Origin of the sequence: Sulfurospirillum sp. UCH001, from assembly GCF_001548035.1 — a bacterium.
Taxonomy (GTDB): domain Bacteria; phylum Campylobacterota; class Campylobacteria; order Campylobacterales; family Sulfurospirillaceae; genus Sulfurospirillum.
This window is the reverse complement of the sequence record NZ_AP014723.1, coordinates 1184900-1200450: the sequence shown is the minus strand read 5'-3', so window position 1 is coordinate 1200450 and position 15551 is coordinate 1184900. Positions and strand designations below refer to the sequence as shown.

General features: G+C 36.8%; 13 protein-coding genes and 1 riboswitch. Of the genes, 1 reads left to right on the top strand and 12 read right to left on the bottom strand.

Translation table 11 applies throughout. The features are described from left to right. Window positions 1-5: 5 nt before the first annotated feature. Window positions 6-305: a hypothetical protein gene (locus UCH001_RS06020; RefSeq protein WP_067175642.1), complete on the top strand. Its 300-nt coding sequence runs from the start codon at window positions 6-8 to the stop codon at window positions 303-305. A 4-nt stretch (window positions 306-309) separates the two neighbouring features. Here the strand turns inward: UCH001_RS06020 and UCH001_RS06015 are convergent, their stop codons facing one another. The 12 genes from UCH001_RS06015 to UCH001_RS05960 form a co-directional block, all read right to left on the bottom strand. Beyond that, window positions 310-1050: an MBL fold metallo-hydrolase gene (locus tag UCH001_RS06015; protein ID WP_067175639.1), complete on the bottom strand. Its 741-nt coding sequence runs from the start codon at window positions 1048-1050 to the stop codon at window positions 310-312. A gap of 9 nt (window positions 1051-1059) precedes the next feature. Then, a complete protein-coding gene (locus tag UCH001_RS13490; protein ID WP_067175636.1) occupies window positions 1060-2163 on the bottom strand; it encodes a methyl-accepting chemotaxis protein in 1104 nt (367 codons plus the stop codon). A gap of 93 nt (window positions 2164-2256) precedes the next feature. Beyond that, window positions 2257-3102 carry a zinc transporter ZupT gene (gene zupT / locus UCH001_RS06005; protein WP_067175633.1) on the bottom strand — a complete coding sequence of 282 codons (846 nt, stop codon included), beginning with the start codon at window positions 3100-3102 and terminating at the stop codon, window positions 2257-2259. Between the two features lie 16 nt (window positions 3103-3118). Then, entirely contained in the window at window positions 3119-3634 is a 516-nt protein-coding gene (locus tag UCH001_RS06000; RefSeq protein ID WP_067175630.1) for a ferritin-like domain-containing protein, read from the bottom strand. A gap of 77 nt (window positions 3635-3711) precedes the next feature. Beyond that, window positions 3712-4515: a hydroxyethylthiazole kinase gene (gene thiM / locus UCH001_RS05995; protein ID WP_067175627.1), complete on the bottom strand. Its 804-nt coding sequence runs from the start codon at window positions 4513-4515 to the stop codon at window positions 3712-3714. Further along, window positions 4494-5705 (bottom strand): putative hydroxymethylpyrimidine transporter CytX, encoded by a 1212-nt coding sequence (gene cytX, locus UCH001_RS05990; RefSeq protein ID WP_067175624.1) that lies wholly within the window; start codon window positions 5703-5705, stop codon window positions 4494-4496. Before cytX ends, thiM begins: the two co-directional genes overlap by 22 nt. After that, window positions 5702-6505: a bifunctional hydroxymethylpyrimidine kinase/phosphomethylpyrimidine kinase gene (thiD, locus tag UCH001_RS05985; protein WP_067175621.1), complete on the bottom strand. Its 804-nt coding sequence runs from the start codon at window positions 6503-6505 to the stop codon at window positions 5702-5704. The genes cytX and thiD overlap by 4 nt, the downstream gene beginning before the upstream one ends. 60 nt (window positions 6506-6565) lie before the next feature. Further along, window positions 6566-6675, bottom strand: a riboswitch (TPP riboswitch). Window positions 6676-6732: 57 nt separating this feature from the next. Then, a complete protein-coding gene (locus UCH001_RS05980; protein ID WP_067175618.1) occupies window positions 6733-8733 on the bottom strand; it encodes an EAL domain-containing protein in 2001 nt (666 codons plus the stop codon). Between the two features lie 10 nt (window positions 8734-8743). Beyond that, window positions 8744-10264 carry a sensor histidine kinase gene (locus UCH001_RS05975; protein ID WP_158508945.1) on the bottom strand — a complete coding sequence of 507 codons (1521 nt, stop codon included), beginning with the start codon at window positions 10262-10264 and terminating at the stop codon, window positions 8744-8746. After that, a complete protein-coding gene (locus tag UCH001_RS13215; protein WP_067175614.1) occupies window positions 10212-10625 on the bottom strand; it encodes a hypothetical protein in 414 nt (137 codons plus the stop codon). The genes UCH001_RS05975 and UCH001_RS13215 overlap by 53 nt, the downstream gene beginning before the upstream one ends. Further along, window positions 10613-12490, bottom strand: coding sequence for a TonB-dependent receptor (locus UCH001_RS05965; protein WP_067175611.1), 1878 nt, complete (start codon window positions 12488-12490; stop codon window positions 10613-10615). Before UCH001_RS05965 ends, UCH001_RS13215 begins: the two co-directional genes overlap by 13 nt. 106 nt (window positions 12491-12596) lie before the next feature. After that, a complete protein-coding gene (locus UCH001_RS05960) occupies window positions 12597-15551 on the bottom strand; it encodes a cache domain-containing protein (RefSeq protein WP_067175608.1) in 2955 nt (984 codons plus the stop codon).

Here is a 15551-nt window from a genome sequence, read left to right as displayed (position 1 = left end):
AAAGTATGCGTGACTTGAAAGAACTCCTTCTTGAAAATGGTTGTTCGAGTGAATTTATCGTTGATGCAATGCGTTATGAACACCTTTTTACAGGTGATGTCGATGCGTTCCTCGATAAAGTTGAAGAAATTTTAATGAACGAAGATGACTATGAAGAAGATTTAGAAGACGAAGAAGATTTTGATGAAGACGAGGATGATCCGATTTATCAAAGTGACTATAACTACGATGGTAATGAAGACAATATTTACTTTGAAGATGAAGACGGCGAAGAAGCCTTTGAAGACGATGAGGATGAAGAGTAATTCTTCACCCCTCTATACAAAACCCCTTATCAATATAAGGGTATTTTAAAACGATGCCACTTGTATGAAGTGGCAAGATCGTTTTACAACTCGCGTGAATCAAATAGCCTTTTTTAGGGCTAATACTATCGATATATTCCTCTGCACTTTGCCAATTTAAATGCTTTTTTGACTCAAAACATGGTGAATATGCTGCGTCAAGAAAGAGATGATCTATCGTTTGAGATTTTAAATAATCGAGTGATGATTCAGGAATACTTGCACAATCGGTTAAATACGCTACAACACTCTTTGGAGTAAACACGACATACCCATGTGTGAGTTTAGAATGAAGCAGTGGCACTGCAACAATACGAACACCTTCAATTTCGATTGATTCAAACGGTTCAAGCACTTTATAGTCAATCGAATCTTTATGCACAAAAAGATCACCAAAGCCTTGTGTATCATTCGGCGTATAGCAAACAATCGTATCGACTGACTTTCGTAGACGAATCAACCCCAAGCAATGATCGGCATGAAAATGGGTCAAAAAAACCGCTCGAATACGCTTTGTGTTAAACCGTTCCATTAAAAGATCATCACCCGCATCAAAAAGAATCACACTCTCATCATCTAACTCCAAATACGCACTTGTTGAGCGATTATGAATGCTCTTTTGGCGGGCTTCTTCGCATATGATACAACGGCATTGATGAAGAGGAATGCCCCCAGTATCGGCTGTTCCTAAAAATTCAAATTTCAAACACGTTTCCTAATGATGATGTTGTTTTTCTTCTAACATTTGGTTAAGTAAACCAAAAAGGTGCTTAGAAGCTTCTTCCGCTTTCGTAAAATGGTTAATGACAACATTAATGTCATTGAGACACGTTCCTTCTTTAACACATTTAATTGCTTGATTGATCTCACCATGTACAATTTTATGTGGCTCTTCTAATGCTTTAAACGCTGATGTTGCACTAAAGTTTTCTCGCCCTACCCCCGCATACCATTTACCCAAACGACAATTGGTATGATCAGTAAGCTCTTTATGCTCTTTATCAAACACCGAACCATAACCTGAAACTTTGAACAGAACATGGTCAAGCTTTGCAAGAGCGGTAAAGACTTCAAAACTGATGTTTTGAGAGTCAGACTGAATCGTTGTCGCACTGTGTTGCAATGCATCAAATTCAACTTTGAAGTTTTCAATATGTTGATTTGATTCTAATGCAATGTTTTCAACTTCTTCATTTTGTTTAAACATCAAATTAGCATTTTGCTTAAGAACATTGATGTTCATCTCGACTTCAGCTGTTGCTTTTTGTGTTCTCTCAGCCAATTTTCTAACTTCATCAGCAACAACCGCAAACCCACGACCGTGTTCGCCAGCACGTGCCGCTTCAATCGCAGCATTGAGTGCTAAAAGATTTGTTTGATCTGAAATATCTTTAATAAGATTGATGACGCTTGCGATTTCATCGACACTATGATGAAGATTTTCCGCCATGTGACGTGACTCAACTGCAGAATTTGAAATTTGACTCAGAGAGGTTAATAGGTTGTTAGAAATAGCATTAAGATTTGAAATACTTTCTACAGTAGAACCACTTATTTCGACAATCTCTTTAGATGCCTCAAGGTTCTGTTCTATGTCATGTTGAATCTCTTTAACGCTATTGCCACAACCGCCCAACATTGTGTTAATTAGCGCTGTTTTCAAACGATTTTCACTCAGTGTAATCTGTGATGAAGCTTCAGATTGTTGTAGCATGTCTAACTTTTGCTTTAAGCTTTCATTTTCAGCTTTTAAACGTTCGTTTTCTAAACGGAACTGTTCATTACTTTCTTCTAAAATCGCCTTACTCTTTCCAAACATTCCTGTGCCCTTTTCATAATAGTTTAATGAAAAGTTTACCTAAACATCCCCTAAAAGTCCTTATATTTCGTCAGTAAATACTTATAATGTCTCTTAAATGAGTTTAAATGCAACTAAACTAACAGCCATCACCATCATTCCAAGGACGATACCTAAGATCGTTGTATGGGCATTTCCATAGACTCTTGCTGAAGGTAAAAGTTCATCAAAAGAGATATACACCATAATACCTGCAACAATACCAAAAGTAATACCCAGTGTAAGCTCACCCATAATAGGTAAAAGAAGGAAAAAACCGACCAATGCGCCAATGGGCTCAGCAAGTCCTGATATAAAAGCGTACCAAAAAGCGCTTTTTCGTTCTCCTGTTGCATGATAAATGGGTAAAGAAACTGCCATACCTTCTGGGATATTATGGATAGCAATCGCTAAGGCAATCGTAAGACCAATGTGAACATTATCAAGTGCAGCGATAAATGTAGCAAAGCCTTCGGGAAAATTGTGAATACCAATAGCAAGGGCTGTAAATATACCTGTGCGTTTGAGTGCGGAATCTTTTAGAAGAGAGTGCTCATGCCCTTCTTTGAGGACACTTAGTTCTTTGTTGGATTTTGGTTCGTGAGGATTGACATCTTCAGGGATAAACCGATCAATGAGCGCACTGATACCAATGCCTCCAAAAAAGCAAAGTAAAGCTAAAGACTCCCCTATTATAGGGCTTGCATAAATTGCACTAAAGGCTGTTTTTGACTTAAAAAGAATCTCAACAAATGAGACATAGACCATCACACCTGCTGAAAATCCCAATCCTATGGATAAGAAAGTATGACTTTTACTCTTTGAAAAAAAGGCTAAAAGAGCTCCAAATCCTGTGCTTAACCCTGCAAAGAGTGTGAGAAGAAAAGCAGGTATGAACTGCTCTAAGCTAACATCGACCATACCTGCCTCCTTAGTGTTATTGCATTGATTTCTTTAAATCGCCAATAAATTCGGTAATATCGTCATGCAAGTTTTGAAGATCTTCTTCATGCATAACTTCATCAGCTAAAATTTGAGAAACTAAGTCATATGTGACAATGTCTTTGTTACGTGTAAGATCTACGATACTAGAATACGTTGCAATGGCACACTGCTCACCTTTAATGGCATCTTTTAAAACAGCTACCACATCAAAATCATTAGGTGCATCATAACCACAATTGGTCTGTTTGAGCCAATCCGCTGGATGTAAAAGTGGAGCTCCACCTAATTGAATGATACGATCTGCAACCATAGTTGCGTGTCTGAGTTCATCTGCTGCGTGCTGAACAAGTTCTGCAATCGCTGCATCTTTCATCAACCCTTTAACCACTTTAGCTTCAATAAAATACTGATAATACGCTAACCACTCGTCAGCATAAGCACGATTGAGTGTTGTGATGATCTCTTGAACCTCAATACCTTTGATAATAGAATTTCCAACTCTTGCCATCATTGACTCCTTTATCATTGTTTATGAAGAAATCATACAGCTATCAAACTAAAATATATATTAAATAATAATTATTCCTATTTATATAAACTTATTTTAGCTTTCTCGATTAATGTCATGTAATTCATTTCACTAATTCTATCAATCAAAGCTGTGTGAAATGTTCCCATACCTTTACTTTTATCTGCTATTTCACCAGAGATAGACATCGTCAAAATCCCTGCAATTGCGCTTGGAAGTGCTTTTTTTGAAGCACCTAAAAAACTACCGATCAAAGATGTTGTCATACATCCAGTACCGGTGACATTTGTTAAAGCAACATCACCATTTTCTAGAATATAACACTCTTTTGCATCAGCTACAATATCAGTTTTACCGGTTATTGCAATCACGCATCCTAATTTTTTAGCTAAATGGGAAGCAATAATAGCACCATCACTCTCTTCTTCTAACGAATCAACTCCAGCGCTTTTAGATTCAAGCCCCGCAATGGTTTTAATCTCAGCCATATTGCCACGAATAATGCTAAACGAGATTGTATTCATGAGTTCTGCAACACTCTTTTTTCGAAAAGATGTTGCCCCTACTCCTACAGGATCAAGAACTACAGGAATCCCTTTAGCATTTGCCGCTTTACCTGCTTCTACCATAGAGGCAAGGGTTCGTTCATTTGCCGTTCCAATATTTAAAACAAGTGCATCACAAATGCCAACCATCTCTGCTACTTCGTCTATTTCATCTGCCATAATAGGAGAAGCACCAATGGCTAAAACGACGTTAGCACAGTCATTGACCGTCACATAGTTGGTGATATGATGTACCAAAGCTCGCTTTGTTTGGAGTGCTACAAAAACTTCGTTCAATTGATCTTGAATGTCCATGTTGCCATAACCTTTTTCGTAATAATAAATATCATGCTTGTTGCAAGCATCGTAGGAAGCGTTGAACCGAGTGGTAAATCAAACGTCATAAACCAATAATAGAGCCCTACTCCAATCGCCCAAACGATGAGTGCTCCTATGTGCAACGACAAAGAAGGCTCAATTTGCTCTTTTTTAAAGATAAAATAATCACTTAGCAAAATGGCAAATAACGGTCCAAAAACTGAACCTATAGCATATAAAAAGGTTTCATACTGCTCAATAGGAGTAAAAATAGCAATCAAAAGCCCAATAATAGCCATTGCAAAAGCAATTTTTCGCTCGCTCATTTGCGGGAAAATATTGGTAAATGTCACCCCTGCTGAATACGCATCAAGAAATGTTGTTGTAATGGTAGAAAGAAGTACAATTCCAAGCGCAGCAAATCCTAAATTGAGCGTCATCATCATAGAGCCTACACTTGCGTCTTTTGCATACAATGCAATCGCTAAGCCAATCGCATACATCAATGAACTACCGATAAAATACCCCATAAAACTACCAACAAGGCCAGATTTTCTACTCTTAGCAAAACGTGTATAATCAGAAATCAGAGGAAGCCATGATAGAGGCATAATGATGCTAAGCTCTAATGCAGCTCCAAAACTCATTTCATCTGTGGGTGCAGCTAGTAAAATATTGCCTTCTTTAAAAACAACTCCACATAAAATTAGTGTGAGAACAAAAAGAAGAACAACAGCTACAACATTGAGTTTTTGGAACCCTACTTTTCCAAGCCAAATCCACAGACCTATAAAAATCCCAATAGCAATTGCCCATGTATTGATACTGTCAAATCCAAAAAGTGCAACTCCAAGTTCATTAGCAGCACGTCCACCAGAAATAATCATCACAGCCGTCCAACCAATGAGTTGAAAAACATTGAGAAGTGAGAAAAGGTAGGAGCCATAATGACCAAAAGAGATGCGTGTGGACATAATGGCTGGAAGTTTACTTTGAGCTCCAATATAACCACCTAAGATTAAAATCAATCCACCAATCAGATGCCCTAACAGAATAGCTTTTAATCCTTGCTCAAACCCTAATGGCGCTAAAAGTCCACCCGTAAAAATCTCCGCCATTGAAACAGCAGCACCAAACCAAAGTGCAAAGAGCCCAAAACCACTTAAAGTTGTTTTTTCTTCCATCATGACTCAATTCCTGCTTTTGTATAAAGTGCGTAAAAATGGTGCACGGGACCAACGCCATGTCCTAATTTAAAGCCATGCGTAATCGCTTCTGTAATGTACGCTTTTGCTGCTTCAACGGCTTCTTTTACTGGTAGTCCTTTTGCAAGGTTTGCTGCGATGGCAGAAGAAAGGGTACAGCCTGTTCCATGAGTATTGATGGTTTTTAGACGAGCTGAATGTAACAGATGAAACGTCTCACCATCATAAAGAACATCGGTGGCATCATTTTCCAAATGCCCTCCTTTAACAAGAACGTATTTACAACCAAGTTTATGCAAATCAAGCGCTGCTTTTTTCATAAGCTCAATCGTATCGATTTTATAACCCACGATCACTTCTGCTTCTGGAAGATTGGGGGTAATAAGTGTCGCCATCGGTAAAAGAATGTCAATAAGTGCTCTTTTGGCTTCGGGTTGCAAAAGGTCATATCCGCTTTTCGAGATCATCACAGGATCAATCACTAAAGGCGGCAAGGAGTATTTTTTAAGTGTCTGTGCGATAATTTCGATGGTTTCAGGACGAGAAACCATACCAATTTTTACGGCATCTACACGAATGTCATCAAAAATCGCTTCAATTTGATGTTCTATAACGGATGGGGTAATGTCTTGGACATCAAAGACACCTTGAGTATTTTGCGCGGTAATGGCAGTAATAACACTCATGCCATAGGTGCTATTGGCACTAAAAGCTTTTAGATCGGCTTGAATACCTGCACCTCCGCAGCTGTCAGAGCCTGCAATCGTTAAACAATGTTTCATAAATCATTCCTCAAATCTGTTGAGATAAAAAGTTAGCAGAGGGATTTAGAGAAGATGTGTGTTATTTTGATTGAGCTTTCCTACGCTGGCATTACCCAGATCAGGTCACAAGGATCAAAGAATCACCATTCTTTATCTCAGCTGGTTTACCAGCCCTCCTAGCACTAACTATTAAAGACAATTGTACTCTGATTTATAGGTTTTTTCAAGCACAAAAAAATGCAGGTTTAAAAGCCCGAAATTCCCTTGTATTCTTCTAATAACTGTGGCTTACCAAAGTAATACCCTTGCGAATAATGCACACCAAGTGCATAAAGAATATTAAAAATTGTCTCATTTTCAACAAATTCAGCAATAGTTTTGATATTATGTTCATTGGCAAAACTCACTATCGTTTTAACAATAGAGATAGAATAATCATCCGTAGCAATATTTTTAATCAAACTGCCATCAATTTTGATAATATCTGGATCATAATCAAGGAGTCGCTCAAAATTAGAGTAGCCGCTTCCAAAATCATCAATAGCAATAGAAACACCACGCGATTTCACTTCTTGAATAAACGTTTTAATCACATCAAACTCTTTAATGCTTGCATCTTCGAGTAGTTCAAACGTGATGCGATGGGCATGTTCTTTATGGGTATCTAAAAGATTAATCAGTTTGTTACGTGTGACCTGCTCTTCAATATCAATAGCGGAAATATTGATCGTAATGTCGGCTGATGTTTGATACAACGCCTGAAATGAGTTATCCAATACTTTTTGCGTAATTTGAGTGTAATAACGCCCTTTTTTAGAAATATCTAGAAAATCTGCGGGAAACCAGAGGTTGTGATTTTCATCAACAAGTCTGACTAAAGACTCAAATTTTGCTATTTTTTTCGTTTTGTTATCAATGATAGGTTGAAAATAAGAGATAATGCCTGACGTATTTAACGCTTTTTTAACCGCAACAATGATTCCCATATTGACCTGTGCTTGGGCTTGCATCTCTAAAATCAAATCTGTGGCAAGAATAAAATTAATCTTTTTGCGCTCTGCTTTTTTAATACCAAAATGTGCACTTTGATACGGTTCTTTCCCACCAAATGCTAAACTAGCTATTAACGAAGCACTGTATTCGATTTGATTGAGATGAATGATCTCTTCTTCAATCTCTTTGAGAAGCTCTTTAATCTTTTGACCCAAGCTAAGAGCGATTAAAGGACATTTATTTTTATCAATAGCTAACGCATACTCACCAAATCCCAACGTATAAATTTTTTCAAAAGGACAGGCTTTGGCGATATTTTCTAAAAGTTTATCCCCTAATCTACGCTCTAAAAGCTCAATTAATTCATTACTATAAAAATCTTCAACAGTCGCAAAATCTTCTATCTTTAGAAGTACCACTACGGCTTCTTCGGTACTATGGATATAGTCAAAAAGTTGCTTTTTAGGGTTCATTACTTCCGTGATATCATTGTAAAGCGCGATATACTCAACCACTTCGCCTTTTTTATTGAGAATAGGTTTAATAGCTGTTTTGATGTAATAACTGCTACCATTTTTACATCGATTTTTGATAATACCCTGCCACAAGTTTCCACTGCTTATTGTTTTCCATAAATCTTGAAAAAGCTCTTGTGGTGTATCTTTATGCCGTACAATACTGTGTTTTTGACCAATGATTTCATCACGGCTAAAACCAGAAATAGTACAAAAAGCATCATTCACGTAGGTAATGACTCCATGTTTGTCAGTCTTAGAAACGATGGCACTTTTATCGGTAACTTCTAGGTATTGGGTTAAAAGTGTTTGGAGTTTATCGTGTTCTGCTTTAAGGCGAATTTTTTCAATGACTTGACTTAAAACATCCATAAATTGCCCTATTTCAATAGGTTTCAGAAGATACCCTTCAACCCCTAGACGAATACTCTCTATAAAATACTCAGCTTCGTTGTACGCTGAGAGTATCAAAACAGGCGTTTGAGGACTTAGCTTCCGAATCGCTGCTGCCATCTCTAAACCATTCATTTGAGGCATTGTAATATCGGTGATAACTAAATCAATATGATAATTTTTAAATTTTTCCAAACCATCTTCACCATCAACTGCTTCGATAACACGTCCAAAAAACTCTTCAAAAATCAACATGGAACCTGCGCGTGCCCCAACGTTATCTTCAACGTATAAAAGTGTTAAATTTCTGGCATCTACAATACATTTTTTGAAAACTGATTCCATTTATTGTCCTTTAACTTACAAGCGATGAGCGGGGTAAAGTAACTGTGAAAATAGCACCATCTAAACCATTTGATGCACATAAATTTCCACCACAATGCTCTTCAATAATTTTATGGCTCATATAAAGCCCCAATCCTGTACCGTCTTTTTTGTTTTTTGTACTAAAATAGGGCTCAAAAATACGCTCGATAACAGCACTTGAAATTCCTCCGCCATTATCACTGATTGACACAATCACACTACCATCATTTTTATACGTTGCTATTTTAATCCAAGGATTTTCTATCTTATTCTCAAGAAGAACATCTTCTGCATTTTTAATGAGATTCAGCAAAACCTGCATCAGTTCATTGGCATATGTCATTATGTATTCATTAGAGTTATACTCCATGATTAACTTAATCTTTTTGTTTTCTAAAGAGACACCAATAATTCCTAAAACCTTCTCAATAACCTCTTCTAAACTTACTTTATCTTTTGCCTTACTTGGTTTAAAAAATTGTCTAAAATCATCGATTGTTTGGCTAAGGTATTGTGCGTAACGATTAACATCGTTCAGTTTTTCAATAAAGAGTGTCTCATCAAATTTTTTCAAAGTAAGTTTTAAATGCAATCCTTGCACAGTTGAGCTAATAGCACTTAGAGGCTGTCTCCATTGATGCGCAATCATACTGATCATCTCACCCATTGAAGCAAGACGGGATTGCTGAATGAGTTGTTGATCTTTTTGCCTATTTTTTTCTACTTCTTGAACAACACGCTCTTCTAATGTAAGGTTGAGTTCTTCAAGAGCTTTTTGAGCCTTAATTTTCTCCTTTTCCCTCTCTTTGTCAATGCGGATTACAATGAGCATCACCAAGAAAATAAAAAGTAAGAAAGGAACCATGGCTTTGAGAAACCTCTCTAAACCCACAAGAAATGAAATAACTTTTTGATAATGTTTTTTAGAAAAATCCAGTGCTAAAATAGCGACACGACCATCTTTTTGAACGATAGGATATAACAGCGTTGCCCAAAGAGCATCGACTCTATCTTTTTGATAAATCACTTTTGCTTCTCGAAAACGAATCACATCTTCCCATGAAGTATCTTCTGGCTCAAAAAGCTCTTCAAACTGAAATTTGTCACTTTTTTCCTGTCCACCATCAAGAAGAACTCGAAACAAAATAGAGTCTGTATCTGGCTTATCTATGATAAAAATATTTTGAATTTTTTGTGTTTTAAACGTAGTAAGAAAGCGCTCTAATCCTTCTCTTAACTTGGGGTTTTCTCTTAATGCTGTATAGAGATTTATCGAGTCATTAGAACTTAAAATATAACGTGATATATTTTGGGATATCTCCTCAACTTCTTCAACACCTGTTCTCTCAAAACTTGTCGCAATCTCATTTTTTGTATGTGAGAAGAAAAGATAAAAAAGTAATGTTGCTGCTAAAAGGAGTACCGTAACAAAAGTAAGGAAACGTGAGAATGTCATCTTATTGAACATAGCGTACCAACTCTGGTGGAAGAAAAATGTTAAATTTCTCACATCGCTCTTTGCTAAAGCGTAACTGAGGACGACCTTTCCGCCAATAAAAGGCACCAATGACATGTTCATCATTTTGAAAAAGTTCATATTCGGTTGTAAAACGTGGTAACGTCTTACACGCTTGTGGTAATGTCTCAAAACGTGAGCCATAAATCATATCAGCATGACTACACTGTTCAATGACATATGTAAACGTACTTCCTCGTAACGATATAGAAGGGTTGTGTTCATAAACAGATACAGGTGTATTGTTAATAGACAAGAGTTTAAATACTTTTACAATAAGCTCTTGTTCAGGCGTTTCTGCAAAACTAATCGTGAATGAAAATACCAGCAAGATAAGCGGTTTTAAAAAAGCCATTCAACCCCTAACATCACGATTCGCTCTTGAATAGGTATTTTTAAAGGCTCCATCGGCGTAAATGTTGTAAAATCAAAACGTGATAGAGTCTGTTTTTCTGCTTTATTAAGTAGGTTTTGTCCTTTAAGTGAAACGATAAGATTGTCACTAATGTTATAGCGTACACCAAGCGTTAGATCAAACCCCGCGTTGTCATAGTATTCGCTTCGTGTTACAAACATCTCTTCAAAAAAGTCGAATTTATGGTAGCGATTTTGGTTACGAAGTATGACTTGATGATTTCTAAATTCTTGATGATAACCAGCATGATCAATCTCTTTATAACGATATGCCAAGGTGATTTTATTGATGGCATCATACTGGTATGTGTACTGAAGGTATGAACTTAAATGGGTTGTTGTCGCATCTGCTGTATCTACTCGCATATTAGCATTGACATAAGGTGCATCTTGAATCCAAGCATAACTTATAAAAAATTCATAAAGCGACGGACCGTCTTCGTATTTGAATTCTTGCGCTATTGAATCAAGTGTCATCTTTTCTGGATAGACTGATTTCATGTAAAATGAACCAATCAGATAGGGCTCTATATAACTCTCTGTATGAAATACAAAACTCTTTGATGTCCACTGATCGTTCGTATAGGTGATGCCAGCTCGCAACATCTGGACATCTTCATTCTCGTAACCACCATTATTATCAACATTACTGCTTTGCGCACCCAAAGTACCGACAATGTTATCGGCAAATGCGTAGCTGTCTTCAACAAAAAGGGAACCAATGGATTGTCTAGTATGCCCATCTTGTGGTACATCAACTCCATTCATCTGTAAAAAATCAAATTTGATCATTTTATAACGGTATTTTGCTCCCGTGATAATATGATGATCTCCCAATGTTGTGTTGTATTTTAATTCTGCAGAGAGTGCTGAACTTGTGGCTTTACTCTCAATGCTATTGATAGGAACACCTTTTTGATAGAACAACAGCGAGTCTTTATAGCGTGCATGATCTTTAAGTCCATCGTAGGCAAGTGAAAATTTAAGATCATCAAATGTTTTAGAGTACCCTATATGGGAATCTTCTGATTCAATTTTGGAAGTATCTAAACTCGCATCTGCGCTAGGACCGACCCATCCACCTTTATTGGTTTTTGAGGCATTGATAAGAACGCTTTGTGTGTCGTCTTTGATACTCGTAAAGAGGTTGTACCGTTTAACATCTCGATCAAGATCCTCTTTACTTGTTTCATACTCTTTACGTTTATCGTATGAAGAAGAGATACGCGCTAAATAATCTGTTTCATTCTCTTTCCCAATATACTGAACATTTTGGGTAGATCCTCCACGACTTGTTACAATGCCCTTCACACTTCCGCCAGCATCTCTGTCAGCTTTTTTAGAAAAAATACGAATCAGTGTTGATGTCGGTTCACTCGAATAAACAAACGAAGTAGAAAGATTATACACTTCAATATGATCTGCAAATCCTAAGTCCAAGTCACCCAGAATAACCATACCGCTACCGTACATTGCAGTGGTAATCTCTTGATCATCAATAAAAACACGTATCATGCTGGAAGAAAAAGGAACGGGTCCGTATGTAAGGGGGTCAGGCAAGCCATATCGGCTTGTGCGATAGCCATCCATAGTGTATTTATAGATATCACTGAGGTATTTGACCTGCATCATATCGAGGTCATTACGCGTATAGATTGTTGAAAAACCGCTGTTTTCTAGCTTTGTTTTTTCAGAAAGATCACTTTTTTTCTCAATGGTATTTAATAACCCTTCAATAGAGCTATCACCAAAGGCATTGATGCTACACCCAAGTAAAGACAAAGAGACAAAAAGCCATTTCCGCATCAACACCCCACATAAAACTATTTTTTTGCTAATTATCCTATCATATTAACGATTAGTTCAAAATTAGGAACTCTTTTAACTTTTGTATGCGAAATATAACATTATTTTACTGTTTTTTAATCCAAATTCTGAGGTCTCTAAGACTCATCGGTTTAGCATAGAGATATCCTTGCCCTTGCTCACACCCATTCTCAAACAAATATGTCTCTTGTTCTTGGTGTTCAATACCTTCTGCTAAAGTGGTAATTTTCATCGTTTGAGCTAACGTAATGATAGAGTTAACAATAGCACATGCGTCTTCAAGTTTAGGAATATCTTTGACAAAAGACATATCTATTTTGAGTTTATTAATAGGCAATTTACGTAAATAACTCAAAGAAGAGTACCCTGTTCCAAAATCATCAATGGCAATATTCATCCCTAAATTTTGCATCTCTTTTAAAAGTGCAATCCACCTTTCAGGATCATGCATAATAAATGACTCTGTTACTTCCATTTCCAGCATCGATGGATCAACTTTTGTCTCAGCAATCGTCTCTTTTAAAGTAGTGAGAAAATCACTATATTCAATTTGTACACCTGAAATATTGATCGAAACGGTACCCTCAAACAACCCTTCTTTACGTAATCCTACAAGATCGATACACGTTTGTTTCAGTATCCATGCTCCAATTTCAACAATCAAATGGGTCTCTTCTGTAAAAGCGATAAATCTGCCTGGTGGCAATATACCTTCTAAAGGGTGATTCCATCGTAAAAGGGCTTCAAGTCCAATCAACTTACGTGTCCTAAGATCTATCTGTGGCTGATAATAAACTACAAATTGTTTCTCTTTGATTGCCTCTCTAAGGGCATTTTCCATACCGACACGTTCATAAGAAGCCACCGTCATATCGAGTGTATAAAATGCATACGTATTTTTCCCTGCTTCTTTGGCTTTATACATTGCGGTATCTGCATTTTTAATGAGCATCTCACCATCCGTACCATGATCTGGATACACACTTACTCCAATGCTGGCGGATAGGAAAAATTTCTGAGCTTTATTGATAAATGGTTCTTCAAAAATAGTTTGAATTTTTGCAAGAATAATTTCAATTTCATGTTTTTCTTTGATATTTTCAACTAACAAAATAAACTCATCACCGCCAATACGAGAGAGCGTATCGCAATGTCGAATTTTACTTTGCACACGAAGTGCAAATTGTTTCAATATCTCATCACCATACGAGTGCCCGTAACTGTCATTGACCTTTTTAAAGTTGTCCAAATCAATAAAACAAACCGCAATCATGCCGCCTTGACGTTTACTGTTCTCAATGGCATGAGAGATACGATCTGTCAGTAAAAGACGATTTGGAAGTCCTGTGAGAGCATCATTATGCGCTAGGTACTCTAACTCTTTTTCAGAAGCAATTAAACGGTCTTCATTAGCTTTTTTTTCAGTATTGTCGCGGGCAGAAACCACATACGCCATAGGCAAAGGGTCATCTTCCTTTTCATAGTACGGAAAATACTTCGTGTGTAAAAAACGCTTTCCAAGAGCAGAATACGACCAAAATTCATGCTCAAATGTTTCGCCTGCAAGAACGCGATCACTTAAATGTTTTAGATTCTCAACAAAATATTGCGCACCATACAGCTCAGGCATGGTATGTCCCAATATCTCTTCTTTTTCTTTATTGAAAAATTTCTGATACGCCTCACTAATCGCTAAATATGTATAATTTCGATCAATCAGAGCTAAGAAATCATCTGAACTAGAAACAATTTTTTTGTACTGTTCTAAATGTTTATTGCTAAAAATTTTTGCTTTAAGCATTGCGTTTGCATGATTTGCAAGCTCTTCAAACTCTTTAAACTTTACTTTTGAAATATCAATCATCTGATCTTTTGTAACCAAAGAATCAAAAAACTCAATGAAAATCTCAAAATCTTTACGAATTTTACGGCTAATGAGCAAATAAAGCCCACCAATAAAAAGGGTAAAGAGGAACATCCAAAACGCTATCGAATACAATGTTCGTTTTAACTCTTCTTGAATCGTTCTTTTAAGCTCTTGGAGCTCATGGTTGAGATCATCAATATAAATACCTGCACCAATATACCACTGCCAATCCTCAATCGCCTGAACATAACTCATTTTTAAAAGGGGACGTTGTCCTTTTAGCGGAGGCATAACATATTCAACAAAGCCACCACCTCTCTTAGCCTTCTCAATGAGCTCTTGCACAATTAATTTACCATAGCTATCTTGCATCGCGTACATATTTTTATTTTTAGCAGGATAAGTAAGAGATAGACCTTCATACGTTCCAATAAATAGGTAATTTCCACTCTCTTTATCGAGAATGAGATGTTTGTCATCGTTTAGAATGTCTTCTTTGAGCTTTGATTCCATGTCATCAAGGTAAAATCCTGTACCTATCATCCACCCCAAAGGTTCAAACACTTTCACATAGGCTATTTTTTTGAACGTATCTTTAGTTTCAAAAGGTTTACTCCATGTATAGTCATAGTACCCCTCTTTGATAGAATGCACAATATCCAACATACCTTTAACAACACATCGACCTTCACTGTTAACAAGCTCAAGCATATTTTTACCTTCCATTTCTGGGCGGTCAGAAAAAAGAACTTCGATACCATTTAGATCGGTAATAAAATAATATCCCTTGTTGTCTTCATAGCGTAATAAGCGTAAGGTCTCAATAATTATCGATTTGATTTGAGCGTCAGTGTGGGTTTTTTTATATTTTTCATAGAGTTTACTTGCAACATCATGTGCTTCATAAACACGTGATTTAACAAGCTGTTGAGTCTTTGCGTAGGAGTCTCGGCGTTTTTCTTCAATCTGTTGAACAAAACGATCTACTTCCGTGATCAATATCTTTTTCTTAGACTCTAGATACGCCTCTTGAAGCTGTACAGATTCTTTTTCATATTTTGCTTTGGCATTGTAAAAGCTAAGTGCACCAAATGTAGCTGCAAATGTTAAGAGTAAAATGAGAGCTATGCTATGAAAATAGTGAAACACACTCAACTTTTTATGCAAGTCCAT